Genomic DNA, 22,902 nt, shown 5'->3' on the forward strand with positions numbered 1-22,902 from the left:
GCCTATGCCCACGGAAATCCCTGACGGTGCAGAGGTGTACCGCGAGGCGTATTTCCGTGGGCTGCGTCCCGACCCGGATGTCTGGATCGATGTATGGGCCGACGAATACATGCGCATCCCGCGTGACACCGGCGCCGCCGAGCCCGGCCAGTACCGCACGTCGCGTACACCGTATGCACGCGAACCCATGCGTTGCTTGTCACCGGCTCACCCCAGTAAACGCGTGGTGACCATGGTCGCCTCGCAGTTGATGAAAACCCAGATCGCCTTGAACTGGATCGGCGGCCTGATCCACATGGCACCGTCGAACATCCTGACTCTGCTGCCGAGCTTGGGCTTGGCGAAGCGAGTCTCCTCGCGGATCGGCAAGACCATCAAGGCCACGCCGGTCCTGCGCGAACGGGTGGCCTCCAGCCGCTCGCGAGATTCACGCAACACCATGGACACCAAGGAGTTCGAAGGCGGTTCGCTGTACGTCACCACAGCCGGCTCTGCGGCCAACCTTTCGGAGCTGTCGGCGCGCTACATCTACGGCGACGAGATCGACCGCTGGGAAGTGGACATCGGGGAGGAGGGCGACCCCGTCGAGCTGGCGGAAACGCGGGGCAGTACGTTCGGTCGCAATGCCAAGTTCTACTTCTCCAGTTCGCCAACCATCAAAGGTGCCTCGCGGATCTCCGACCTGTTCGAGGGCAGCGACCAGCGTCACTACTACGTCCCGTGCCCCACCTGCGGCCACATGCAAACCTTGGAATGGGAACGCCTGCACTACTCGCGGGACTTCAGCGTGGTGCACTACCAGTGCGCAGGCCCTGATTGTGACGTGTTGATTGAGGAGTACCACAAGGCCGAGATGCTCGCCAAAGGCGAATGGCGCGCCCATGCCGAGGGTGACGGCGAGACGGTGGGGTTTACCCTCAACGCCTTGTATTCACCGCTCGGCTGGATGGACTGGAAGTCCCTCGCCAAGCAGTTCGAAAAGGCCAAAAAAGCCCAGGCCAAGGGCGACCTTGAACCGATGCAGGTGTTCTACAACACCCGTTTGGCGAAGGTATGGGACAGCGCCCAGGAGCAAACCAAGGCCGATACCCTGAAGCACCGGGCACGCCTGGAAAACTTCACCCTCGGCTCGATGCCGGCCGGCGTGCTGATGATCACCGGCGCCGTTGACGTCCAGGCCAACCGCCTGGAGTTCATGGCGATGGGGTGGGGCGTCGGCATGGAGCGCTGGGTCATTGACTACCAGATCGTCGCAGGCGACCCGGCAGATGATCGCACCTGGGCGGCGCTGGATGAATTGCTCAAGGCCAAATACCGGCATCCGTGCGGCGTTGGCCTGGGCATTCTGGCAACGGCTGTCGACTCCGGTGGCCATCACACCGACGAGGTCTATCAGTTCTGCCGTGTGCGCCGCTGGCGAAACGTGTTCGCCATCAAGGGCGCGAGCAAGCCCGGCAAGCCGGTGATTGCCCAGCGGCCATCCATGGTGGATGTGACCTGGAAAGGCCAGACCGAACGCAACGGTGCGGAGCTGTGGTTTGTCGGTACCGACACGGCGAAAGACTGGATCTACAACCGCTACCCGTTCGAGTCCGGTCCGGGCGCGTTGCACTTTGCCAGCGACCTGCCGGACGACTTCTTCGCGCAGTGCGTAGCCGAGCGCAAGGTCGCCCGGTATGTGCGGGGTCACAAACGCATCGAATGGGTCAAGGGCAAGGCCGAGCGCAACGAAGCCCTCGACTTGATGGTGTACTGCCTTGCCATGGCGCATTACCTGGGTATCAACCGCTACAAGGAACACGACTGGGAGCGGGTCCGTCAGGCCCTGGCGCAGTCTGGATTATTCGATGATGCGCTGGGAATCAAGCCTGTGCAGGGCGAGCGAGTCACTCAGCCGGTTCCGGCGGCCATGCCACAACCAACACCGCAACCTGTCGCTCAAGCGGCTCAACCACGACCCGCTGCATCACCCCCTCAACGCCGCAGCTCCACTAGCGGCTATCTGAAGAGACGCTGATATGTCCTTTACACAGAAGCACCTCGACGCGGTTGAGGCGGCCATCGCTCGCGGTGAGAAAGTCGTGCGCTACACCGACCGCACCGTGGAGTACCGCACCGTCGACGAGCTGATCAAGGCTCGCGACGAGATCCGCACCTCTCTGGTCAACTCGGCCGGGCCGCGCTCCCGCGTAGTCCGGCTTTATCACGGAGGCAAAGGAGTCTGATGGCCCGACACTTTCCGACGCTCAGCCGTAGCGGATTCTTGTTGCCGTCGAACATCAAGGCCAGTTACGAAGGCGCCGGAGAGGGTCGCCGATCCACTGGCTGGGATGCACCCGACAACGGAATCAACAGCATCAACACACCGGCACTGCGCAACCTGCGCGGCCGGTCGAGGGCAGCGGTACGCAACGATCCGTATGCCTTCAACGTCATCGACAAACGCGTCAGCAACTTGATCGGCACGGGCATCACGCCCAGGCCGAACACCGAAGACAACGCGCTTCGCAAGTTGCTGCAGTTGTTATGGGATGACTGGGTGGACGAGTCGGACGCCGATGAGCACACCGACTTCTACGGGCAGCAGGCGCTGGTCGCTCGTACCGTCGAGACTTCCGGCGAATGCTTTGTCCGCTTACGACCACGGCGCCTGGACGAGGGGCTGGCGGTGCCACTCCAGGTGCAGATCCTCGCGCCGGAGTTCGTGCCCCACGACAAATTCGAGACCACGCGCACCGGCAACGCCATTCGTGCTGGCATCGAGTTCAATCCGGATGGCAAGCGGGTGGCCTACTGGATGTACCTGTCGCACCCCCGCGACGGCGTATCGCTGAACGCGGGTTACAACCAGTTGGTACGGGTGCCGGCATCGCAGGTGCTGCACATCTTCGAACCGGTGGAGCCGGGGCAATTGCGGGGCGTACCGCGCCTGTCTCCCGTACTCAAACGCCTGCGTAGCCTGGATAACTATGACGACGCGGTACTGTTCCGGCAGGAGGTTGCAAACCTCTTTGCCGGTTTCATCAGCCGCCCGGCGCCGGACTCTGGCCCCGTGCCAAGGGATCCCGTTACCGGCGAGCCGCTGAGCTTTGACCGTGACGGATTCACGCCCATGGTCGCGCTGGAGCCCGGCACCATGCAGGAGCTGGGGCCCGGTGAAGAGGTTGAATTCTCCAAGCCACCGGACGCCGGTAACAACTACCCGGACTTCATGCGTCAGCAACTGATGGCTGCAGCGGCGGGCACCGGTACGCCATACGAGATCCTCACTGGTGATATGCGCGAAGTGAATGACCGGGCGTTGCGCGTCGTGTTGAACGAGTTCCGGCGCCGCTTGGAACAACTGCAATTCGGCGTGTATGTGCATCAGCTCTGCCGCCCGATCCGCGCTGCCTGGATGGACATGGCGGTCTTGTCCGGTGCCTTGGTGTTGGACGACTACGCCAAACGGCGCCGCGAATACCTACGCACACGCTGGGTGCCGCAAGGCTGGGCCTACATTCAGCCCGTCCAGGACGTGCAGGCCCGCCGTATGGAAGTACAAGCCGGCTTCGCCTCACGCAGCGAAATGGTCACCCGTACCGGTTATGACGCCGAAACCGTCGACGCGGAAAACGCTGCCGACAACGCCAGGGCCCAAGCGCTGGGCCTCAACTACAACACGCACGAAGCCGTCGAGGTTACGGACGACAAGGAGCAATCATGAGCAAACCAGCGCTTCCGCGCATTTACAACAGAGCCGGCCAGCGGGTGAACATCCAGGACAAGACCTGGTACGCCATGCAGGAGAGCGGCGAAGTCGATGAGCGGGTTATTGAAGTGTTCGTCTACGGCGAGATCGGCACCTGGGGCATCACCGCCAATCAGTTCGTGCAGGATCTGCGCGCCATGGATGACGGCGTTTCGCCGGTTATTGCGGCGTTCAACAGCATCGGCGGCGATTTGTTCGATGGTCTGGCGATGCACAACGCATTGTCCCGTCTGGGTGAGCGTTGCACTGGCCGTGTCGATGCCCTGGCGGCCAGCGCAGCCAGTGTCGCGGTCTGCGGGGCGCACCGTGTGGTCATCGCCTCCAACGCCATGCTGATGATCCACAACCCATGGACCTACGCGGTAGGGGGCGCCGAAGACTTCCGCAAGGTGGCCGACGTCCTGGATCAAACCATGGAGGCCATCATCGCGGCCTACAAGGCCAAGGCGCCGGACATCGACGAAGCCGAGCTTCGGCGTCTGGTGGCGGCTGAAACCTGGCTGACCGCCAACGAAGCGGTGGCCCTGGGGCTGGCCGACGAGGTGGGCGACGGGGTGAAGGTCAAGGCGTGTCTGGGGCAGGGCGCCGTGCTGCAGCGTTACCAGCATGCCCCGGCTGAATTGCTCGCTCAACTGGACGAGCCGCCTGAGCCGGATATCGAGCTGGAGCTTGAACCTACTGATCCGCCCCAGGAATTCCCTGTAGCGGTGTCGGCCAAGTTGGCCCTGATGATCACCCAGCGTTGTGCGGAGGGTGGTATCAGCAACCTGATCGAGCCGCTGCTCAACTCGACCAAGCTGGAAAGCGAGGCCATCGTCCTGGCGGGTTTGGCTCGCGCCAAAGCCGTAAACGATTTGTGCGTTGCCGCACGACTGCCTGAGTTCAGCGCCGAGTACGTCGCGGCCGGTTTGGATGTCGCCTCGGTTCGAGCGCGGCTGTTCGACAAGCTGGTGGGCAGTGGCAAAGGCTTCGAGATCGATAACAGTCTCCCTCTCGCTGAGGACGAGCCACAAAAAGTCAAAGCACAGCTGCCTAACCCCACCAACATCTGGTCTGCCCGCCGGCAGGCCGCCCGCAAAGGAGCATGATCATGAGCAACATCCATCGTGAACCGGTTCACGCCGGTGAGTTTCTACTGTCTGAAGGTGCGGGAAAGATCTCCCGCGAAGCAATCAACGTCGTGGCGGGGCCCGCTCTGATTGCCGGCCAGGTTCTAGGTATGGTGACCGCTACGGGCGAGTTCGCACCTTACAACCCCGTTGCTGAAGACGGCAGCGAGAACGCGGTATGCATCCTCTACGCCTCGCTTGGCGAGTCCGAAGTCAGTCGTCGCGGCCGTGCTGTAGTGCGTCTGGCCGAGGTCAGCGAAAACCTGCTGACGGGGTTTGACCTGGCTGCTGAAAAGGACCTGGCGGCGCACTTCATCATCGTTCGCTAGCGCTCACAGCTCTTTCTTTCTGATCCCGCCATGAGCGGGTTTTTTACTTTCTGGAGTACGCACATGGCTGACATCGCCATTTTTGAAGATGATGCTTTCGGAGTGGCCGCTTTGACTGCTGCCATCAACGAGCAAGAGTTTGTCCCGGGTCGTCTTGCCAGTCTCGGTCTGTTCGAAGAGGAGGGTGTGACAACTCTGACCGTTCAAATCGAGAAGGACGGCGACAAGTTGGCCCTGGTGCCAGCGGGTGAGCGTGGTACCTCTGGCCTGGTTGTCAACGGCAGCAAGCGCGTGCTGTTGCCTTTCAACACCGTCCACTTGCCTGAGCGCTTCACCATCAAGGCTGACGAAATTCAGGGCATTCGGGCCTTCGGTACGCAGACCGAACTGCAGGCGGTGCAGGACGTCGTCAACAAGCGTCTGGACAAGGCACGGCGGCAGTTGGACGCCACTCACGAGTTCCATCGGATGGGGGCCTTGAACGGCAAGGTGCTCGATGCCGACGGAACTACCGTTTTGCTGGATATCTATGATCGATTCGGTGTCCAGCGTCAGACCCTGCCGATGGGGCTTAACGATCCTGAAACCAATGTGCAGGTGCAGTGTGTGGAAGCACTGGACATGCAAGAGGACGCGCTGGGTAACGTAACCACTACATCCTCGCGAGCGTTTTGTGGCAAGACCTTCTGGAAGAAGCTGATCTCTCACCCATCGGTCGTTGACACCTACAAGGGTAGCCAGCAGGCAGCAGCGCTGCGTGGTGATGGTCGTGAAGGTTTTGAGTTTGGCGGTATCTCCTGGGAGCGCTATCGCGGAAAGGTCGCAGGTGTTGCCTTCATCCCCGATGACGAGGCTCGTCTTGTACCGGAAGGTGTCCCAGAAATGTTCCTGTCGGCTTATGCACCCGCTGACTACATGGAGACTGTAAACACTCAGGGGCTGCCGTATTACAGCAAACTGGAGCCGCTGCCGTTCGGCAAGGGTATCGCGGGCGAGGCGCAATCGAACCCGTTGCATATCTGCACGCGACCACGCGCTGTCATTCGGCTGACGCTCTGATCATGAGCTTTCGTGAGCTGATCAGTGATCTGGACAATACGGTGTTCGATGTCCTCGGCGACCCGGTGCTGATCGAAGGCCGCCCAGTCCTGGGCATGTTCTCCGCTCCCTGGCTGCAACCCAAGCTCGGCCGGATTAACACCGGCCTGCGCGAGCCGCACTTGGTGATTCGGGTGTCGGACGCCGAGGGCGTCAGTGAGCGGCAGCAGGTCGTAGTCGATCTCCCGGTGCATGACGGTGGCGGCAATTACATCATTGTGAGGCCGGAGCCCGGCGGCGATGGTTTGGTGACGCTGGTGCTGAGGAAATCCCCATGAGTGTCGGTAGCTACGTCAAGCAGTCAGCCAGCAGCGGCATGATCACGCTGCAGGCTGATCGGTCGGATCTGAAAGCCTTTGCCGACTTCGCGATGCTGGTGCCCAAGGCCTCCTTGGCTGCACAGCGTCGAGCCATCAACAAGACACTGCGTTGGCTGCGAACACACATTGCTCGCACTGTCAGCCGTCAGGAGCGCATCGCAGTGTCTGCTGTACGGCAGCGACTGCGGGCGTATCCGCTCTCCGGTAACGGGCAGGGCAAGCTGTGGTTTGGCATCAATGCGATTGAGGCCAGCCGTGCGGGTCGCCCACGTCAGTCACGGTCGGGTGTTTCGGTAGCAGGCCGTCGATATGCGGGAGCATTTTTCAAGAAGGTCTACGGCAGCCGGCCCGACATCTGGATTCGAACCGCGAGCAAGCACTTCAAGGTCAGCGACTACCCCGACAGTGAGGTGACTGGCGGTGGTGGGGCAAGCTCAGGCTGGATCTCGGAGAACGACAGCCGCTTTCCACTTGCCAAGGCCAAGATATCCCTGGAGGACGTCCGGCCGCACTTCGAGTCATGGACCAATCGGGCTCACCAGCGCCTGCTTGAGATCCTGGAGCAGGAGCTGAACTTTGAACTGCAGAAGTATCTGCGAGGATCTGACCGTGTCTGACTTCAGTCTTGAGCTTTTGTATCAGGCCGTTGAGGCTCATATCGACCAAGCGATCCCAGGATTGGCCTGCGTGCGCACCATGCCCTACATGGCCGATCAAATTGACTTGCCCGCTGCGGTGATTGAGTTGGTCGAGCTGGAACCCGGCCGGGATCCCGGAACAGGGGAGACGGCGTTGGTTGCGCGTTTGGAGGTGCGCTTCATCGTTGGCGGTGAGGATGCCGAATGCCAGCAGAAAGCGGCATTCGCCGCCGCACAAATGGCCGTGCTGTTGCGTATCCAGACATGGGGCCTGGAGGTCGATCCCGCCGAGTTTGTTCGGGCAGCCCAAGACTGGACTCGCCCCGAGTTGGACGGCTATGCGGTCTGGGTCGTTGAATGGACACAGACTGTTTATCTGGGGGAAGAAGAGTGGCCGTGGCCGAACCAGCCACCGGGTACCTTACTCTGGGGCTTCAGCCCTGATACGGGGCCTGGTAGCGAAGGTAGCTACCTGCCTCCGGAGGAGATGGCATGAGCTACCCCAGTGCGCAGCATGACCGCATGCTGGCCGGCTTGGTCAAGGATTGTTATGTGGTGGCGTTGGATCTGACCGCTTCGCCGCCCGTATGTCGGGTGTCGGATGGGGACTGGGTCAGTGCCTGGATACGATGGCACAGTATCGCGGCCGGCAAGGCACGTCATTGGCGAGCGCCTAGCCTCGGCGAGCAAGGAACCCTGGTCAGTGCCAGCGGGGAAGTGGCGCAAGGCACGTTCATCCCCGGTCTGTATGGCAATGCCGGGGCGCCGCCAGACAACCGCGACCACGTCGAGGTGTGGCGTTTCGATGATGGTGGCTCGCTGGTCTACGACTGGCAGGCCAGCACCTACACCATCACCGTGCCAAGCGGTACCGTGACTATCAAAGTCGGCGGAACCGAAGTGGTTGTTACCGACAGTGCGATCAACGCCACGGCAGGCGATATCACCCTGACCGGCAATGTGCAGATCAACGGCCCGTTAAAGGTAACGGGCGATATCCACGGCGGCGGCCGCATCATCGACACAACCGGCAACACGCCGAACCATAAACACTGACTCCAACATTTATTCACAGCCCGCCGCGTGCGGGCTTTTGCATTTCTGGAGCAACCCAAATGAGCAAAACGCGAACAGACACCGAGCGGCCAACGGCCGTCGCGGCGTTGCCTGAGCCAGTCCAAACCGAGTCGCCGGCACCCATCGGACCGACGCGAATGTTCCGCGACACCCGGTACACCTCACGCACGCTGATCATGCCAGACGGCAGCACCTTGCCGGTCATCGCCGGCCAGGTCACAGCATGCGGCGATGATCAGTACGCCTTCCTCAAGGCGCACCCGGATATGCAACTGCTGACGGAGTAATTCCATGATCGGAGTGGACCGTCGCACGGGGCAGCCGCTGTCCGGCCAGGCGCATTTGCGGCAGTCCATTGAGGACATTCTGAGCACGCCTGTCGGCAGCCGCCGCATGCGGCCGGAGTACGGCAGCCAAATGCGTCGCTATGTCGACCTGCCAGTTAACGAAGGTTGGAAAAGCGCGGTGCAGGCTGAAGTCGCTCGTGCCCTCGGTCGTTGGGAACCCCGTTTGAAGCTGGAGCGTGTTCGGGTCATTGCGGTGGTGGATGGACAAATCACCTTGCAACTGACGGGCTCCTACATTGGCGATGGCGTGGTGCTGGAGGTGAACGCATGAGCACTATCGACCTTTCGGCGTTGCCGGCGCCACAGGTGCTGGAGAGTCTGGATTTTGAAGAGTTGTATCAGGGCGAGCTGGCAACGTTCCGCGAGTACATGGGCGATAACTGGACCGCTTTCCTTGAAAGCGACCCGGTGACCAAGCTGCTGGAGTTGGGTGCTTATCGACGCATGCAGAATCGGGCGAGGGTCAACGACGCGGCCAAGGCACTATTTCTGGCTCATGCCACGGGTGCCGACCTGGAGCAGTTGGCCGCCAACGTGAACCTGCAACGCTTGGTCATCCAGGCTGAAGACTCAACCGCCGTGCCCCCAGTACCGGCGGTGCTGGAGAGTTACGACGCGCTGCGCGAGCGGGTGCAACTTAGGTATGAGGGGCTGACCACAGCCGGGCCGCGAAACAGCTACATCCTGCATGCCCGTAACGCCTCGGGCCTGGTGGCAGACGCCACGGCCGAAAGCCCGGCGCCGGCCGAGGTGGTCGTGACGGTGCTGTCCCTGGAGGGCGATGGTACGGCCAGCCCCGAGTTGTTGGCCGAAGTGGACACTCACCTCAATGACGAAGATCGACGGCCTGTTGCTGATCGGCTGACAGTGCAGGGCGCCGAGATCCTGCCTTATCGAATCGATGCCGTGGTGTACATGGCCGGTACTGGACCAGAAAACGAGGCAGCACTTGCAGAGTGCAATGCGCGCTTGCAGGCCTGGATTAACCCCCGGCGCCGCTTGGGCGTTGAGGTGGCCCGTTCGGCGATTGATGCACAGATCCACGTCAGCGGTGTGGCCCGAGTGGAGATCCCTGGATGGGTTGACATCCGTCCAACCAAGGCCCAGGCAGCGTGGTGCACGGGGTTCACCATAAAGCGGGGTGGTAAATGAAAAGTTTGCTTCCCCTCAACAGCACTCAGCTTGAGCGGGCCATTGAGGCGGCTATCGACGAAACAACGGAGATACCGCTCAGAACCCTATACAACCCGGACACCTGCCCGGCGCACCTGCTTTACCAATTGGCTTGGGCTTGGTCCGTGGACCGCTGGGACGAGGCCTGGCCCGAAGAGGTCAAGCGCTCGGTGATTCGCTCTTCGTTCTACGTCCATGCCCACAAGGGCACCATAGGCGCTTTGCGCCGCGTGGTGGAGCCGTTCGGCTATCTCATCGAGGTAGTGGAGTGGTTCAAGACTCAACCTATGGGGGTGCCGGGAACGTTCGCCTTGAAGATCGGTGTTTCCGATGAAGGCATCAGCGAAGAAACCTATCAGGAACTGACGTGGCTGATCGATGACGCCCGGCCGGTCAGTCGCCACATGACCGGATTGGCGATCAGCCTCGAAACCCGAGGGAAATTGAACATCGGTGTTGCCCTGTATGAGGGCGACGAAATCGACGTGTACCCGCCGATCATGCGTGACATTGAAGTCACCGGATCCATCGGCGTGGTAGGGCGCGAACACACCATAGACACCTTGGACGTTTACTAATGATTGATCAGACCTCGCAATTTTTCGCGATTCTCACGAACGTGGGAGCGGCGAAACAGGCGAACGCCGATGCCCTTGGCGTTCCGTGGAAACTTACCGAAATGGGCGTGGGTGACGCCAACGGCACCGACCCGGTTCCAAGCGCTGCGCAAACGTCTCTCATCAACGAATGGCGCCGCCGACCGCTGAATCAACTCTTCATTGATCCGGTAAACCCGGCGGTGATTGTTGCCGAACAAGTGATTCCGGCCGATGAGGGTGGATACTGGATTCGTGAAATCGGTCTGTATGACGCTGACGGGGACCTGGTGGCGGTCGCGAACTGCCCGCCGAGTTTTAAGCCGATCATGTCGCAGGGCTCGGGCAGGACCCAAGTCGTTCGGATGAACTTCATTGTCAGCAGCACGAGCAATATCACGTTGAAGATTGACCCTTCTGTGGTGTTGGCGACACGGGAGTTTGTCGAAAGACGAATCCAGGAAGAACTGTACAAACTCGATAACAAGCAGTCGGTGCGCGTAGCGACCACGGCCAATATCGCGTTGACTGGGCTTCAGACCATCGACGGCGTGAGCCTGCTCGCAGGCGACCGGGTGTTGGTGAAGAATCAAACGGCCTCCAAGGACAACGGCATCTATGTTGTTGGCACAGCGGCATGGCAGCGTGCGCCGGATGCTGACAGCAGTGCTGAAGTCACCTCGGCGATGATTCTGTCGGTCGAGCAAGGCGCTACGCTGGCCGACACTCGCTGGCAGTTGGTAACGGATGGGACGATTGTCCTGGGAACCACGGCGTTAGCATTTCAAAACATCACCCAAGGGTTTGCGCCCCTCAACTCGCCTGCGCTGATTAACCCTACGGCCAATACGCCGCCGCTGTTCGACAACACGAAGTCGGTCGCGACGACTGAATATGTCATGCGCTCCAGTGGCAACTATCGCGGATTCACCAGCTTGACGTCGGCTACTACGTTAACGGCGTCGGCAGTCGGTACCGTAGTGACGACCATTGGAGCATTCGCTATTACGATGCCGGCGGCCAGCGCCTTGCCTGCTGGCGGCGCGATTCACTTTCGGAACATTGGTAGCGGTGTTGTCACAGTCAATTGTACAGGCACTGACAGCATAAACTCTGGGGCCGGTCAGATTGCGAGCATTGAGCTGCAAGTCGGTGCGACTTTGACAATGATTGCGAATGGTGCAAATGCCTGGTGGGCAGAGGGATCTGCGCAATTGCAGTACTCCAAAGTGTTTGGGGCTACCCCGACTCTATTTGATAACAGCAAGTTGCTAGCCACCGCTGAGTTTGTGCAACGTGAAAAGGGCAGTTATGCCAGCAGCGCGGGGATTGCGGGAGGCAATGTCACTTTAACGGCGGCGCACGTCGGCACACGCATTGAGATGTCCGCAAACGGTACGCTGACATTGCCCAAGTCAAGTACGCTGCCCAAGGGGTCGTCGATTCTGATTACGACTTCAAGCGCAGTCGATGCGGCCAAGTTGGCGCTGTTAGCAGGTGACACACTGGCTATCAATAACGTTACCGTCTCATCGCCTTACACCATGTCCATGGGATCGGACATCTTGCTTGTGTCGGACGGTGAAAAGTGGCGGGCCCACGCCAGCCTTGAGTGTTTGCGCTCGTCTCCATTGTTTGCGGCCATTTTTGGCGCTAACGGCCACCAAGTTTTACCCAGTGGCTGGATATTTAAGTTAGGGCATGCATCAACGGATACCGCGTCAGGAACAGTGCCAGTAACGTTCCCCGTCGCATTCCCTAATGCCTGTATGTTTGTGGGAGCCATGTATGCTGGGGCTGGTGCGGCGCCTAATCCAAGTCTTTGTCAGTGCTCACAGCCGACCCGTACAGGTTTTACGGGCTTCATGACAAACGTGGTTGGCAACAATTCCGCTGTGACTGTTGGTGGTTACAACTGGCTAGCCATCGGCTATTGAGGGGTATATATGTTCGCTAAATGGATCGAGGAAGATGGTCGATTTGCCTTCGAATTGACTGATAACGGAGGCATTGAAATATCTGATGAGGATCACGCCGCACTTTTTGAGCCGCGCCAGGCGGTCAAGATCATTGGACGGGGGCGCGATGGCCGACCGGAGCTGCAGGATCCACCGCCGCCGACCGTAGAGGAACTCGCTGGCATCGAGCGGGCCTGGCGCGATAACCAGCTTTCACTTACTGATGGGGTTGTGACACGCCATCGCGACGAACTGGAGGAGGGCGTCGTAACAACATTGACTGCTGAGCAATACGCGGAACTTCAAACCTACCGACGGGCCCTGCGCAACTGGCCGGAGGCCGGCGAATTTCCATTGGCTGAACATCGGCCTCCAATCCCCGCCTGGCTGCCTCATCAATCCGAATAAACGCCCCGCATCGACGGGGCGTTTTCTTTTCCGCCTCATCACAAACAAGGCCCTGCATTGCGGGGCCTTTTCGTATCTGGAGAATCTATGAGCTTCTTTCACGGCGTTACCACCACGAACGTCGATACCGGCGCTCGTGTCATTGCGTTGCCTTCGTCCTCGATCATTGGACTCGTTGACACCTTTGTACCGGCGCCGGCCTACAGCGCGCAGCCCAATGACCTGGTGGTGATCACCAATGAGCGTGAGGCGGTGGCTGCCTTCGGCGCCGACTCGGCGATTACCAAAGCCTGCAAGGCCATTTACACCCGGGCCAAGGCTGTAATCGTCGCCTGTGGTGTGGCCCAGTTGGCCGATCCGGCCGCACAGACCTCGGCAATCATTGGCGGCGTTCTGGCTGACGGCAAGCGTACCGGCCTGCAGGCGCTGCTGGACGGCAAGAGCCGGTTCAACGCGCAGCCGCGGCTGTTGGTGACTCCCAAGCACAGCGCGACACAGGCTGTCGGTACCGCCCTGGTGGCAGTGGCCGACAAGTTGCGAGGGCTCGCCATCCTCGACGGTCCAAACACCACCGATGAGGCAGTGATGGCCTACGCCGAGAACTTCGGCGCCAAGCGGGCGTACCTGGTTGATCCAGGCGTGCAGTATTGGGACACCACGGCGGACGCCACGGTCGACGCGCCGGGGTCGGCCTGGGTGGCGGGCTTGTTCGCCTGGACCGATAGCGAATACGGTTTCTGGGCTTCGCCTTCGAACAAGGAGTTTGTCGGCATCACCGGTACCACGCGGCCCATCGAGTTTCTGGACGGTGACGAAACCTGCCGGGCCAACCTGCTCAACAACGCCAACATCACCACGATCATCCGTGATGACGGCTTCCGCCTGTGGGGTAACCGCACGTTGTCGAGCGATCCGAAGTGGGCGTTTGTCACTCGCGTACGGACGATGGACATCGTCATGGATGCGATCCTCTACGGCCACAAATGGGCAGTCGACCGTTCCATCACCGCTACCTACGTGGCGGACGTTACGAACGGGCTGAAGGCATTCATGCGCGACCTGAAAGCCCAAGGCGCAATCATCAACTTCGAGGTGTTTGCCGACCCGGAGCTGAACACAGCCAGCCAGCTGGAGCAGGGCAAGGTGTATTGGAACATCCGCTTCACCGACGTTCCGCCGGCAGAAAACCCCAATTTCCGCGTAGAGGTCACCAATCAATGGCTGACCGAAGTCCTCGACACCGCCGCGTAAGGAGCGACCCCAATGGCAATGATTCCTCAAACACTCTCCAACTTGAACCTGTTTGTCGACGGTGTCAGCTTCCAGGGTGATGTACCCAGCCTGACCCTGCCCAAGCTCACGCTCAAGATGGAAGAGCATCGTACTGGTGGTATGGATGTGCCGGTTGAGCTGGACATGGGCATGGAAAAGCAAGAGGCAAGCTTCACTACAACTGGCGTTCGCCGGGAGTCGCTGAATTTCTTTGGGCTGGCCGACGGCACTGCCTTCAATGGCACGTTCCGGGGAGCCTTCAAAGGCCTCAAAAATAAGGTCACCCCTGTGATTGTCACCCTGCGCGGCACGCTGAAAGAAGTCGACATGGGCGACTGGAAGCCCGGCGACAAGGCCGAGATTAAGCACGCCGTTGCTCTCACCTATTACCAGCTTGAAGTAGACGGTCGCACGGTCTACGAAATCGACGCGTTAGGCATGCGCCGAGTAATCAATGGCGTTGATCAACTGGCCGCTCAGCGTTCCGCATTGGGCCTCTAACCCCTCTTGATACCCCGCCTGGCGAGTCGCCCGGGCGGCGGATCCTCTATTTAAGGACACATCGTTATGAGCAACATTGCAATTCCAAGCTGGATGACCCTGGCCGCTGACCGCGTCACCGTGAAACTGAGTGTGCCGTTTGAAGCCAACAGCGTGCGCGTCGACACTCTGAGCTTGCGAGCGCCGACAGTACGTGACCTTCGGGTCGCCCGGCAAACTGCGCCCAATGACGCAGAACAACAGGATTTGAATCTGTTCGCTTCATTGGCCGAGGTCGGGGCCAAGGATCTGGACGGAATGACACTGAAAGACTACGCCCGACTGGAAGCCGGTTATTTTCGCCTGGTGCGCGATGATGAACTTCAGCCCGACAGTGCAGAAACAACTCGCTAAGCGCTTAGCCGCTGAGCTGAACTTTTCCGCCGCTGAAATCCTGTCCATGCCGTTCTCCGACATGATCTGGTGGCTCTCAGACTGAACAAGGGGTAGACGATGGCTAGCAAACTGGCGTTATCGCTGGTGATTGGCGGCGCCGTCAGTTCGACGATGGCGTCTGCCTTCCGCACGGTCGAAGGCCACATCAAAAAGCTGGAGGACAAGGGCAACAAGGCCAAGGTGCTCAAGAGCACCATTGGCGAAACCATCCGCCTGCGCGATGAGTGGAAGCGGGCGCACGACAGCGGCGCAGCTTCGGCGGATGGCCTGTTGCGTAAGCTCAACGGCAACCTTGATGCCCTGCGCAAGCAGGGCGTGGAGGTGGGCAGGCTGGGGCAGGAGTACCAGCGCCTCGGCCGCGCAGCCAAAGCCGCCGATCTGCAGCTCAAAGGTCACCAGCAGCTCGATGCCGGCAAGAAAGGACTCACGTCGAGCATTGGTCAAGGTGTTGTCGCAACCGGCCTTGCAGCGATTCCGACCAAGGTCAGCGCGGATTATCAGGCGATCATCCGCGACATCGCGATCAAGGCGGATGTGGTCAACAAGCCACAAGAAACACAGCTTAGCCAGACGGTGATCCAGACCTCTCGCGATACGGGCATGGCCCGTAACGACGTGGCGGACCTGGTAAACCAATTGGTCGGTGCCGGTATGGACCTCAAGCAGGCCACGGCCTACGCGCCGACGGCTGCGAAGTTTGCCATCGGCCAGGGCGCCTCCGGCGTCGACACGGCCAGCATGATCATGGCGCTGCAGCAGAACGCCAAGATCACTGACCCTAAGGTGATGCAGCAGGCCCTGGAGGCCATCGCCTATCAAGGACAGGCAGGGAGCTTTGAGGCCAGCGACATGGCCCGGTGGTTTCCTCAACTGTTGGCGAGCATGGAGAAGAACGGCAGCACCGGCATGGAGGCGGTCAGCTCCTTGGGTGCAATGCTCCAGGTCCAGATGAAGACTGCCGGCGGGTCGGACGAGGCGGCCAACAACCTCAAGAACTGGATGGAGAAAATTGGTTCGGGGGATGTGGTCAAGGCTTACAAGGATGCCGGCATTGACTATCAGGGGTCGCTGAATACCGGGATTCAAAAGGGCATGTCGACGCTGGAATCCAGCTTCGCCCTGGCGATGAAATACATCCAGGCTACCGACCCGGCGAAAGCCGCGAAGATGGCCGAAGCCCAGGCCAAGATCAGCAAGGAGACGGATCCGGAGAAGGCCAAGGCGGCGCTCGAGGCGTTGGAGAAATCCCTGCGTACCGGTGACCTGTTCGCCGACATGCAGGTCAAGGCAGCGCTGACGGCCTACTCGCAAAACAAGTCGCTGTATGAGCAGTTGAAAAAGGATTCGCAGTCTTCTGGTGGGATCCTCGATAAGAACCTGGCCGAGCGGCGCGAAACGTCGAAACAGATGTGGGACGAGCTGGGCCAGGCGGTTAGCGATGGCATGCGCAGCGTGGGGGACGCCATCCGCCCGGCGACCGATGCGGTCGCCCAGGGCCTGACCTCAATTGTGCGTGGGCTGACCAAGCTTTCGGATGGCTCGCAACCGGTGGTGCTTGGCATTGCTGGCATCACCGCCGGCCTGTTGGCCCTCAAGACAGCTGCCAGCGCGGTGAAGATTGGCAAGGGGCTGTACAACATATCGCGTGGCCGGGCGATGGAACGAGGCGTGGGTGCCCTGGGTGATGCCGCTGCCAAGGCTCCGAAAACCGGTATCAAAACGGTGGACAAGGGGCTGGGAGTCCTCGGTAAGTTGATGGGGGCCGGCAACGATCCGGCAGCAGGGAGCAGCAATGAGCCGCAACGTGTGTTTGTCGTCAATGCTGATGCAATAGGCCGGGCTGGTTCTGGTCCAGGTGCAGATCCTGGCGGCGGTTCCGGCAGGCGTCAGCGTGGCCGACGAGGTCGCCGTACCGGTATTGGGACCACCCCGCGTCGGCGATTACCCGTCCGGGTGCCCAGCCCTCCGGCCGTGTCACCCCCTGCCGCTGTGTCTGTCATGCCAAAGGTGGGGCTGTTGGCTGCTGCGCCTATGGCTGCTGCGGCGGAGGCAGCGTCCGGTGGCTCGCTCGGCCGTGCGGTTCAGTCGATCAGGGGCGTCACTCGAGCCACCAAACGTATCCCCGGCGGTAACGTACTTGATGCAGGGGTGGGGGTCTTGGATACCGCGCTCAACGCCACGACCCAAGACGAAAAAGCCGAGGGCTATGGCGGCGCCGCCGGTGGTTTGGCAGGCGCCCTGGCTGGCGGTGCGGCCGGTGCGGCTATTGGTTCGGTGGTGCCGATCATTGGGACCGCCATCGGGGGAGCAATTGGTGCCGCTTTGGGCGGCCTGGGTGGCGAGAGTATCGGCGGCTTCTTGGGTAAGTCCTGGTTTGGCAGTGATGGTAAGGCCGAAGAGGCCAAGCCTCCCGAAGTTACCAAGCCAGCAGAACCAACGCCGCCAGTGCCACCCAAGGTTGAGCAGGCTTTCAGTTTCGCGCCAAGTGTCTCGATTACCGTTCAAGGCGATGTGAAGGATCCTGCGCAGTTGGCACGGGAGCTGGAGCCGCACCTACGTCAGCAAATGGAAGCCTTTTCCCGCGAGGTGGCTGCCCGCCAGGCGTCGAGTCAGTTGTTCGATTCCCCTCACGTTTAAGGAGGTGCCATGGCCTACATGGAGCAACTGCAATCGGTGTTCAAATCACTGCTTGCAGCGGGGGAGGCTGGCCGTACCAGCCTCGACGGCATGCTGGGCCCGCTCAACGGCGCGATCAGCGACATGACGGGTGCAGCGTCAGAATTGGAGGGAGTGCCCTTCATTGGGCCTGCCATCGGCGCCAAGGTGCAACGAACTATGCGGGCAATCAACGCCGCGCAGTCTACCGTGGGCCAGGTCGCGGCCAGGTACAACCAGGCTGTTACTGCAGCTGGTCAAATTCAAGAGCGGCTGGGTTCGCTCAAGGAACAGGCAGGCAAGGCGGGTGCGGCGATTAATCGCATCGCCGGCCAGGTGAGCCCATCGCTGAGCAACATCATGCCCACGGGTTCATTTTCGCCCCAGCTGACACCAGTGGCCGAGGCGGTGAAGCCGTTCCCGCACCTGCTGATCATGCAGCCCCTGGAGCCGAACGCACAGCCGTACTACTTCAACCTGGATACGGCGGCTTTCGAGGAGCTGCGTCGGCAGACGTCGTTTCGCTGGGCAGGCCAGGAACGTCTGACACGCAGCATCGCCCAGCAGGCGGTCGGCCAGGGAGAGGACAAGTTCAGCCTCAAGGGCGTGATTTTCCCGGGCTTCAAAGGCGGGCTCAAACAGCTGGACATCTTGCGCTCTATCGGGCGACGTCTGCGGCCGGTGAACCTGACCACCGGCTACGGCGAAGTGCTCGGCACTTGGTGCCTGCTCAACATTGAGGAAGAGCAAAGCAACCTGCTCGCGGGTGGCATTCCGCGTAAGCAATCCTTTTCGCTGGAGTTTGTGAGCTATGGCGACGACCTGCAGAACGTCTGACGGGGATCTGTTGGACACCGTCTGTCATCACTATTACGGCCACCTGAATGGCACGGTGGAAGCCGTGCTTGCCGCCAATCAAGGCCTGGCCGATGAGCCTCAGCCATTTCGCGCTGGGGTGATCATCGTGCTGCCGGATCTGCCGGCGCAGACGCTGGAGGATATCCAGCTGTGGGATTAAACAGCGTCGTCGCACCTCACAAACCCCGCCCTGCGCGGGGTTTCTCTTTTCTGGAGTGTCACCATGAAGCCGACCTTTCGCATCGTTGCGGACGGCAAGGACATCACCGCGTTGATCAATGATCGGTTGTTGAGTCTGCGCACCTCGGATAAGCCGGGCATGGATTCGGACGACTTCGAGTTGCGGATCGATGATCGTGATCAAGCGGTTGCGCTGCCCACGCGGGGGGCGGGTATCGAGGTTTACCTGGGATATACCGGCCAGGCCCTGACCCGTTTGGGGCGCTACACCGTCGACGAGATCGAGTTGTCGGGCCCGCCTGATACGATGGTGATTCGGGGTAAAGCCAGTGACATGCGCGGCAGCGGTAAGACCGTGCGCAGCGGATCCTGGGAAAATGTGCCGTTGCAGCAGATCGTTCGCGACGTGGCTGCCCGCAATGGCTGGCAGCCGGTATGCCCGGTGCAAACAAAAGTGCCTCGAGTCGACCAGCTCAATGAGTCGGATTACAACTTCATCACACGTCTTGCCAAACAATATGACTGCACGGCCAAGCTGGCCGACGGTAAGCTGTTGGTCATGCCTCGGCAGGGCGGCCAGACCGCCAGCGGCAAGAATCTCAGCCCTGTGGTTCTGAGGCGCACTGATCTGAGCCGTTATCAATTCCGCCTCGGCGACCGCAACACGCAAAAGGCGGTACGCACCAAGCACCAGGACAAAAAGTCCGGAGCCTTGAAGGTGGTCGAGCTGGATAACGACGACCTGCCGAACGGCCTGCCAGCGGTCCATACCGACCGGCATATCTACCCCAACAAGTCAGCCGCTGAGCAGGCCGCCAAAGCGCGCCTGGCCGCGTTCAATCGCAGCAGCGCCGGGGTTCGCCTGGAAATGGCCGGCCGCACGGATGTATTTGCCGAGCGGTCGATCATTGTCCAGGGGGTCAAGCCCGGGCTTGATGGTGAATACCTCGCTGAGGCGGTGGAGCAACTGTTCACCTCCAGTGGCTGGACCACCACCGTCGAGTGCAACGGCGGCAAGAAAGGCAAGGCCAATGCCAAGGGGAAGAAAAAGAAGAAGGAAGCCAAGCCGGTCAAGGTCGTCCAGCTTTAAGCGCACTCAGCACCACCCTCAAACACAACCGCAACCCGCCATCGAGCGGGCTTTTTTTTGGAGCCACCATGCCACTCACTGAGCAGCAACTACAACGGATCATGCCCAACGCCCGCCGCCAAGCGGGCGTTTTTGTATCGGCCCTGAACGCGGCCATGGTCCACCGACAAATCGACACGCCCAAACGGCAGGCGGCATTCCTGGCTCAGGTTGGGCATGAGTCCGGCCAACTGCAGTACGTGCGGGAGCTGGGCGGCGATCAGTACCTCAGCAAATACGACACCGGTTCGCTGGCTTTGAAACTCGGCAACACCCCCGAGCCCGACGGAGACGGCCAGCGCTATCGCGGTCGCGGCTTGATCCAGGTGACCGGCCGCAACAACTACCTTCGCTGCAGCTTGGCGTTGTTCGGTGACGAGCGACTGTTGCGCACGCCCGAACTGCTGGAGCTGCCCCAATGGGCGGCCGAGTCGGCTGCATGGTTCTGGTGGGTCAGGGAGCTGAACGTGCTGGCTGATCGGGGTGAGTTCGAAACGATCACCCGGAAAATCAACGGCGGACTCAATGGCCTGCAGGATCGGCTGCAGCTGTGGGAGCGGGCGAGGGCGGTGTTATGCGTCTCGTCGACCTGATCCCGCTGCAATACCGCGTGCTGGTCGCCGGGTTTCTACTGTGCGCTTTGGTCGCCGCTTCGGCGGCCATCGCCTGGACGGTCCAGGACTGGCGATACGGTGAGCAGTTGGAAAAACAAGCACGACTCCACACCGAAACCCTCAACCAAATCACCCTGGCCTCGGCCGCGCTGCAGCGTACCGAGCAGGACAAGCGCCTGGCCCTGGAGCAGCAGCTGGCCGCCAATGACCATACCCACTATCGAGCCCTTACCGATGCCCAACGTGATCAGGATCGCCTGCGTGATCGCCTCGCTACTGCTGATGTCCGGCTGTCAGTCCTACTCGACGCCACCGATACCGCCAACGGCTGTGCAGTGCCAGCCTCCACCAGTACCGGCGGCGTGGTTCATGGAGCCACACGCGCCCGACTTGACCCGGCGCATGCTCAACGAATTATCGGCATCACCGATGCCGGCGACCGGGGGCTGATAGCCCTGGCAGCCTGTCAGGCCTACGCCAAAGAGGTTTCAACACGGAAGTGAAAAGGAGCGACCGGGCCGGATGCGCCAACATCCGATCCGGTCGCCGTCCCTGCAGATGTCCCTGCAAGTCCAGCCAAGGCTCCTGCTCCGTGCACAAAGCGCGGCGAGCCTAGCACCTGTTCATCCATACAGTAAAGGTCTTGCTTTCAATGAGTTCACCCATCATCCCTTGGATGGGCGGCAAGCGCCGCCTAGCCGACCGCCTCATTCCCCTTTTTCCGCCTCACGAATGCTATGTCGAAGTCTTTGCCGGCGGTGCCGCGCTGTACTTCATGCGACCCCAGGCTGCACCAGTTGAAGTCCTGAACGATATCAACGGCGACCTGGTGACGCTCTATCGCGTCGTGCAGAACCACCTGGAAGAATTCGTGCGCCAGTTCAAATGGGCGCTCAGCTCCCGCCAGGTGTTCGAATGGCAGAAAATGACCCGTCCTGAAACCCTCACCGACATCCAGCGCGCCGCCCGGTTCTTCTACCTGCAGCACCATGCCTTCGCCGGCAAGGTCACCGGGCAGACGTTCGGCACCGCGACCACTGGCCCGGCCATCAACCTGCTGCGGATCGAGGAGAACCTCTCGGCCGCGTGGCAGCGACTGTCTGGCACCTACGTCGAAAACCTCCCCTGGCTTGATTGTGCTGAACGCTACGACCGCGCTCATACCTTCCACTACATGGACCCGCCGTACTGGCAGACCGCTGGATATGGCGTGGATTTCCCGTTCGAGAACTACGAGCGGATGGCTGACTTCATGCGCCGTTGCAAGGGCAAAGTAATGGTCAGCATCAACGATCACCCGGATATCCGTCGTGCGTTCGAAGGCTTTCACTTCGAGACGTTGGACATTCGGTATAGCAACACGAACCAACGTCAGGGCAAGGCCGAGGTCAGCGGCGAGCTGGTGATCATGAACTGGGAGCCGGCGGCGCTGGGAGGGTTGTTTTAATGGTTGTCACGCTCGATCTGATCCGCTTGCTATGTGATTACGCTGGAGCGTTACTGTGGTCACACCAACGAAGGACTAAGACCATGGAAACCGAAACCGCTGACAAATACTTGAACATCTTTCCCTCCGCTCTGCTGGCAGCGGTGGCACGCGGAGAGGTAGATCTCAACCACTGGGCCGGCGTGGTACTGGCCGGGCGGGGTTTGGACCAGAATGCACGGTGGGTGGGATTCCCAGAGGCGGCCCGCCTCCAGGATCAACGTAGTCAGGCTTAATTTTCTTCCGGATTCCAGGGGAGCAACAACTGTGCTCCCTGGTTTCTGACATTCCCCACCTCTTTGCCCACGGCATACCATTCGAAATCGGCCTCAGGCCTGGAATGGTCTCTTGCAATTTCCTCTGCTTGCCCCGGGCTGAGATCCGGGTCCAGCCACTCCCGCGCTTGCTCAGGTGATAACACCAACGGCCGGCGATCATGGATATCTACCATGCCCTGGTCGCATGACGCGGTAATGATTACGAAACCGTCACCGTCTTGCTCGCCCAGACCTGGACGGGCCTGTGCGAGCGCCCCGAAGAACATCGGCTTCTGATCCTTCAGCCGGATGAAATAGGGTTGTTTTTTCTTCGGATCATTTGGATCTTTAACCCACTCATACCAGCCTTCGCTGGGCACCAGTGCACGTCCGGCTGGCCATAGCTGTTTGAAAAACTTTCCCGTCGTAACGGTCTCGATCCTGGCATTGATTGGATCCGGACGTTTCCCCTTCGCCCAAAAGGGCGCCCATCCCCACCTCACTGGCGTGATATGAACGCCGGCCTCTGTACTGTGCAGGATCTGCACGCGGGTCGTCGGCGCCACGTTGTACCGGCTGATCGGCTCCGCGTCGTACCCGCCGAACAATGGAAGCTGAGGACCAAGCTCCTCCATAAACACCGCCATCCCCTCGTACTGCACGAATCTCCCGCACATGAGCTGTCCCGCCTGTCAGATTTTTCCTATACAA

At 60.6% G+C, this 22,902-nt stretch carries 28 protein-coding genes; 27 read left to right on the top strand and 1 reads right to left on the bottom strand.

Features of this window, described 5'->3' with window-relative positions; genetic code table 11:
* Positions 1-4: 4 nt before the first annotated feature.
* The 27 genes from PCOSP_RS07285 (at position 5) to PCOSP_RS07415 (ending at position 22,170) form a co-directional block, all read left to right on the top strand.
* On the top strand, positions 5-2,017 hold the full coding sequence (locus PCOSP_RS07285; RefSeq protein ID WP_464710702.1) for a phage terminase large subunit family protein: 2,013 nt from the start codon (positions 5-7) through the stop codon (positions 2,015-2,017).
* Position 2,018: 1 nt separating this feature from the next.
* Positions 2,019-2,225 carry a phage head-tail joining protein gene (locus tag PCOSP_RS07290; protein ID WP_014339651.1) on the top strand — a complete coding sequence of 69 codons (207 nt, stop codon included), beginning with the start codon at positions 2,019-2,021 and terminating at the stop codon, positions 2,223-2,225.
* Positions 2,225-3,706, top strand: a complete 1,482-nt coding sequence (locus PCOSP_RS07295) for a phage portal protein (protein ID WP_464710704.1) — start codon at positions 2,225-2,227, stop codon at positions 3,704-3,706. Before PCOSP_RS07290 ends, PCOSP_RS07295 begins: the two co-directional genes overlap by 1 nt.
* The gene (locus PCOSP_RS07300; protein ID WP_464710706.1) at positions 3,703-4,839 is read left to right on the top strand and encodes a head maturation protease, ClpP-related; all 1,137 of its coding nucleotides are present in this window, start codon (positions 3,703-3,705) and stop codon (positions 4,837-4,839) included. Before PCOSP_RS07295 ends, PCOSP_RS07300 begins: the two co-directional genes overlap by 4 nt.
* A 2-nt stretch (positions 4,840-4,841) precedes the next feature.
* Positions 4,842-5,189: a head decoration protein gene (locus PCOSP_RS07305; RefSeq protein ID WP_464710708.1), complete on the top strand. Its 348-nt coding sequence runs from the start codon at positions 4,842-4,844 to the stop codon at positions 5,187-5,189.
* 63 nt (positions 5,190-5,252) lie between these two features.
* A complete protein-coding gene (locus PCOSP_RS07310) occupies positions 5,253-6,248 on the top strand; it encodes a major capsid protein (RefSeq protein ID WP_464710710.1) in 996 nt (331 codons plus the stop codon).
* 2 nt (positions 6,249-6,250) lie between these two features.
* Complete coding sequence (locus PCOSP_RS07315) at positions 6,251-6,565, top strand: head-tail joining protein (RefSeq protein WP_464710712.1); 315 nt, start codon at positions 6,251-6,253, stop codon at positions 6,563-6,565.
* Complete coding sequence (locus tag PCOSP_RS07320; protein WP_464710713.1) at positions 6,562-7,224, top strand: hypothetical protein; 663 nt, start codon at positions 6,562-6,564, stop codon at positions 7,222-7,224. The genes PCOSP_RS07315 and PCOSP_RS07320 overlap by 4 nt, the downstream gene beginning before the upstream one ends.
* Positions 7,211-7,741, top strand: coding sequence for a hypothetical protein (locus PCOSP_RS07325; protein WP_464711890.1), 531 nt, complete (start codon positions 7,211-7,213; stop codon positions 7,739-7,741). The genes PCOSP_RS07320 and PCOSP_RS07325 overlap by 14 nt, the downstream gene beginning before the upstream one ends.
* Positions 7,738-8,301 carry a phage baseplate assembly protein V gene (locus PCOSP_RS07330; protein WP_464710715.1) on the top strand — a complete coding sequence of 188 codons (564 nt, stop codon included), beginning with the start codon at positions 7,738-7,740 and terminating at the stop codon, positions 8,299-8,301. The genes PCOSP_RS07325 and PCOSP_RS07330 overlap by 4 nt, the downstream gene beginning before the upstream one ends.
* A gap of 59 nt (positions 8,302-8,360) precedes the next feature.
* Positions 8,361-8,609, top strand: a complete 249-nt coding sequence (locus PCOSP_RS07335) for a hypothetical protein (RefSeq protein WP_464710717.1) — start codon at positions 8,361-8,363, stop codon at positions 8,607-8,609.
* A gap of 4 nt (positions 8,610-8,613) precedes the next feature.
* Positions 8,614-8,940, top strand: a complete 327-nt coding sequence (locus tag PCOSP_RS07340; protein ID WP_069971005.1) for a GPW/gp25 family protein — start codon at positions 8,614-8,616, stop codon at positions 8,938-8,940.
* Positions 8,937-9,821 carry a baseplate assembly protein gene (locus PCOSP_RS07345; protein WP_176688283.1) on the top strand — a complete coding sequence of 295 codons (885 nt, stop codon included), beginning with the start codon at positions 8,937-8,939 and terminating at the stop codon, positions 9,819-9,821. The genes PCOSP_RS07340 and PCOSP_RS07345 overlap by 4 nt, the downstream gene beginning before the upstream one ends.
* On the top strand, positions 9,818-10,420 hold the full coding sequence (locus tag PCOSP_RS07350; protein WP_123351335.1) for a phage tail protein I: 603 nt from the start codon (positions 9,818-9,820) through the stop codon (positions 10,418-10,420). Before PCOSP_RS07345 ends, PCOSP_RS07350 begins: the two co-directional genes overlap by 4 nt.
* On the top strand, positions 10,420-12,375 hold the full coding sequence (locus PCOSP_RS07355) for a phage tail protein (protein WP_464710719.1): 1,956 nt from the start codon (positions 10,420-10,422) through the stop codon (positions 12,373-12,375). Before PCOSP_RS07350 ends, PCOSP_RS07355 begins: the two co-directional genes overlap by 1 nt.
* 9 nt (positions 12,376-12,384) lie before the next feature.
* Entirely contained in the window at positions 12,385-12,804 is a 420-nt protein-coding gene (locus PCOSP_RS07360; protein ID WP_464710721.1) for a tail fiber assembly protein, read from the top strand.
* 87 nt (positions 12,805-12,891) lie between these two features.
* The gene (locus PCOSP_RS07365) at positions 12,892-14,055 is read left to right on the top strand and encodes a phage tail sheath subtilisin-like domain-containing protein (RefSeq protein ID WP_464710723.1); all 1,164 of its coding nucleotides are present in this window, start codon (positions 12,892-12,894) and stop codon (positions 14,053-14,055) included.
* A gap of 12 nt (positions 14,056-14,067) precedes the next feature.
* On the top strand, positions 14,068-14,577 hold the full coding sequence (locus PCOSP_RS07370) for a phage major tail tube protein (RefSeq protein WP_464710725.1): 510 nt from the start codon (positions 14,068-14,070) through the stop codon (positions 14,575-14,577).
* A 66-nt stretch (positions 14,578-14,643) separates the two neighbouring features.
* On the top strand, positions 14,644-14,970 hold the full coding sequence (locus PCOSP_RS07375; RefSeq protein WP_464710727.1) for a phage tail assembly protein: 327 nt from the start codon (positions 14,644-14,646) through the stop codon (positions 14,968-14,970).
* A gap of 99 nt (positions 14,971-15,069) precedes the next feature.
* On the top strand, positions 15,070-17,649 hold the full coding sequence (locus tag PCOSP_RS07380) for a phage tail tape measure protein (RefSeq protein WP_464710729.1): 2,580 nt from the start codon (positions 15,070-15,072) through the stop codon (positions 17,647-17,649).
* 9 nt (positions 17,650-17,658) lie between these two features.
* Complete coding sequence (locus tag PCOSP_RS07385) at positions 17,659-18,504, top strand: phage tail protein (RefSeq protein ID WP_464710731.1); 846 nt, start codon at positions 17,659-17,661, stop codon at positions 18,502-18,504.
* The gene (locus PCOSP_RS07390; RefSeq protein ID WP_135846590.1) at positions 18,479-18,685 is read left to right on the top strand and encodes a tail protein X; all 207 of its coding nucleotides are present in this window, start codon (positions 18,479-18,481) and stop codon (positions 18,683-18,685) included. Before PCOSP_RS07385 ends, PCOSP_RS07390 begins: the two co-directional genes overlap by 26 nt.
* A gap of 63 nt (positions 18,686-18,748) precedes the next feature.
* Positions 18,749-19,795: a phage late control D family protein gene (locus PCOSP_RS07395; protein WP_464710733.1), complete on the top strand. Its 1,047-nt coding sequence runs from the start codon at positions 18,749-18,751 to the stop codon at positions 19,793-19,795.
* A 68-nt stretch (positions 19,796-19,863) separates the two neighbouring features.
* Positions 19,864-20,427 (top strand): glycoside hydrolase family 19 protein, encoded by a 564-nt coding sequence (locus tag PCOSP_RS07400; RefSeq protein WP_464710735.1) that lies wholly within the window; start codon positions 19,864-19,866, stop codon positions 20,425-20,427.
* Positions 20,409-20,951: a lysis system i-spanin subunit Rz gene (locus PCOSP_RS07405; RefSeq protein ID WP_464710737.1), complete on the top strand. Its 543-nt coding sequence runs from the start codon at positions 20,409-20,411 to the stop codon at positions 20,949-20,951. The genes PCOSP_RS07400 and PCOSP_RS07405 overlap by 19 nt, the downstream gene beginning before the upstream one ends.
* Positions 20,952-21,100: 149 nt before the next feature.
* Complete coding sequence (locus PCOSP_RS07410) at positions 21,101-21,895, top strand: DNA adenine methylase (protein WP_334597290.1); 795 nt, start codon at positions 21,101-21,103, stop codon at positions 21,893-21,895.
* An 83-nt stretch (positions 21,896-21,978) separates the two neighbouring features.
* Entirely contained in the window at positions 21,979-22,170 is a 192-nt protein-coding gene (locus tag PCOSP_RS07415; RefSeq protein ID WP_155772342.1) for a hypothetical protein, read from the top strand.
* On the opposite strand, the gene PCOSP_RS07420 is transcribed toward PCOSP_RS07415, so the two are convergent.
* On the bottom strand, positions 22,167-22,868 hold the full coding sequence (locus PCOSP_RS07420) for an SOS response-associated peptidase family protein (protein ID WP_464710738.1): 702 nt from the start codon (positions 22,866-22,868) through the stop codon (positions 22,167-22,169). The two genes, PCOSP_RS07415 and PCOSP_RS07420, sit on opposite strands and share 4 nt — an antisense overlap.
* Positions 22,869-22,902 lie beyond the last annotated feature (34 nt).

This window comes from Pseudomonas sp. MAFF 730105 (assembly GCF_055380705.1).

Excerpts from the sequence above, each read along its gene's own strand:
- PCOSP_RS07285 (WP_464710702.1), top strand. The coding sequence starts at position 5 with ATGCCCACGGAAATCCCTGACGGTGCAGAGGTGTACCGCGAGGCGTAT.
- PCOSP_RS07290 (WP_014339651.1), top strand. The coding sequence starts at position 2,019 with ATGTCCTTTACACAGAAGCACCTCGACGCGGTTGAGGCGGCCATCGCT.
- PCOSP_RS07295 (WP_464710704.1), top strand. The coding sequence starts at position 2,225 with ATGGCCCGACACTTTCCGACGCTCAGCCGTAGCGGATTCTTGTTGCCG.
- PCOSP_RS07300 (WP_464710706.1), top strand. The coding sequence starts at position 3,703 with ATGAGCAAACCAGCGCTTCCGCGCATTTACAACAGAGCCGGCCAGCGG.
- PCOSP_RS07305 (WP_464710708.1), top strand. The coding sequence starts at position 4,842 with ATGAGCAACATCCATCGTGAACCGGTTCACGCCGGTGAGTTTCTACTG.
- PCOSP_RS07310 (WP_464710710.1), top strand. The coding sequence starts at position 5,253 with ATGGCTGACATCGCCATTTTTGAAGATGATGCTTTCGGAGTGGCCGCT.
- PCOSP_RS07315 (WP_464710712.1), top strand. The coding sequence starts at position 6,251 with ATGAGCTTTCGTGAGCTGATCAGTGATCTGGACAATACGGTGTTCGAT.
- PCOSP_RS07320 (WP_464710713.1), top strand. The coding sequence starts at position 6,562 with ATGAGTGTCGGTAGCTACGTCAAGCAGTCAGCCAGCAGCGGCATGATC.
- PCOSP_RS07330 (WP_464710715.1), top strand. The coding sequence starts at position 7,738 with ATGAGCTACCCCAGTGCGCAGCATGACCGCATGCTGGCCGGCTTGGTC.
- PCOSP_RS07335 (WP_464710717.1), top strand. The coding sequence starts at position 8,361 with ATGAGCAAAACGCGAACAGACACCGAGCGGCCAACGGCCGTCGCGGCG.
- PCOSP_RS07340 (WP_069971005.1), top strand. The coding sequence starts at position 8,614 with ATGATCGGAGTGGACCGTCGCACGGGGCAGCCGCTGTCCGGCCAGGCG.
- PCOSP_RS07345 (WP_176688283.1), top strand. The coding sequence starts at position 8,937 with ATGAGCACTATCGACCTTTCGGCGTTGCCGGCGCCACAGGTGCTGGAG.
- PCOSP_RS07350 (WP_123351335.1), top strand. The coding sequence starts at position 9,818 with ATGAAAAGTTTGCTTCCCCTCAACAGCACTCAGCTTGAGCGGGCCATT.
- PCOSP_RS07355 (WP_464710719.1), top strand. The coding sequence starts at position 10,420 with ATGATTGATCAGACCTCGCAATTTTTCGCGATTCTCACGAACGTGGGA.
- PCOSP_RS07360 (WP_464710721.1), top strand. The coding sequence starts at position 12,385 with ATGTTCGCTAAATGGATCGAGGAAGATGGTCGATTTGCCTTCGAATTG.
- PCOSP_RS07365 (WP_464710723.1), top strand. The coding sequence starts at position 12,892 with ATGAGCTTCTTTCACGGCGTTACCACCACGAACGTCGATACCGGCGCT.
- PCOSP_RS07370 (WP_464710725.1), top strand. The coding sequence starts at position 14,068 with ATGGCAATGATTCCTCAAACACTCTCCAACTTGAACCTGTTTGTCGAC.
- PCOSP_RS07375 (WP_464710727.1), top strand. The coding sequence starts at position 14,644 with ATGAGCAACATTGCAATTCCAAGCTGGATGACCCTGGCCGCTGACCGC.
- PCOSP_RS07380 (WP_464710729.1), top strand. The coding sequence starts at position 15,070 with ATGGCTAGCAAACTGGCGTTATCGCTGGTGATTGGCGGCGCCGTCAGT.
- PCOSP_RS07385 (WP_464710731.1), top strand. The coding sequence starts at position 17,659 with ATGGCCTACATGGAGCAACTGCAATCGGTGTTCAAATCACTGCTTGCA.
- PCOSP_RS07390 (WP_135846590.1), top strand. The coding sequence starts at position 18,479 with ATGGCGACGACCTGCAGAACGTCTGACGGGGATCTGTTGGACACCGTC.
- PCOSP_RS07395 (WP_464710733.1), top strand. The coding sequence starts at position 18,749 with ATGAAGCCGACCTTTCGCATCGTTGCGGACGGCAAGGACATCACCGCG.
- PCOSP_RS07400 (WP_464710735.1), top strand. The coding sequence starts at position 19,864 with ATGCCACTCACTGAGCAGCAACTACAACGGATCATGCCCAACGCCCGC.
- PCOSP_RS07405 (WP_464710737.1), top strand. The coding sequence starts at position 20,409 with ATGCGTCTCGTCGACCTGATCCCGCTGCAATACCGCGTGCTGGTCGCC.
- PCOSP_RS07410 (WP_334597290.1), top strand. The coding sequence starts at position 21,101 with ATGAGTTCACCCATCATCCCTTGGATGGGCGGCAAGCGCCGCCTAGCC.
- PCOSP_RS07415 (WP_155772342.1), top strand. The coding sequence starts at position 21,979 with ATGGAAACCGAAACCGCTGACAAATACTTGAACATCTTTCCCTCCGCT.
- PCOSP_RS07420 (WP_464710738.1), bottom strand. The coding sequence starts at position 22,868 with ATGTGCGGGAGATTCGTGCAGTACGAGGGGATGGCGGTGTTTATGGAG.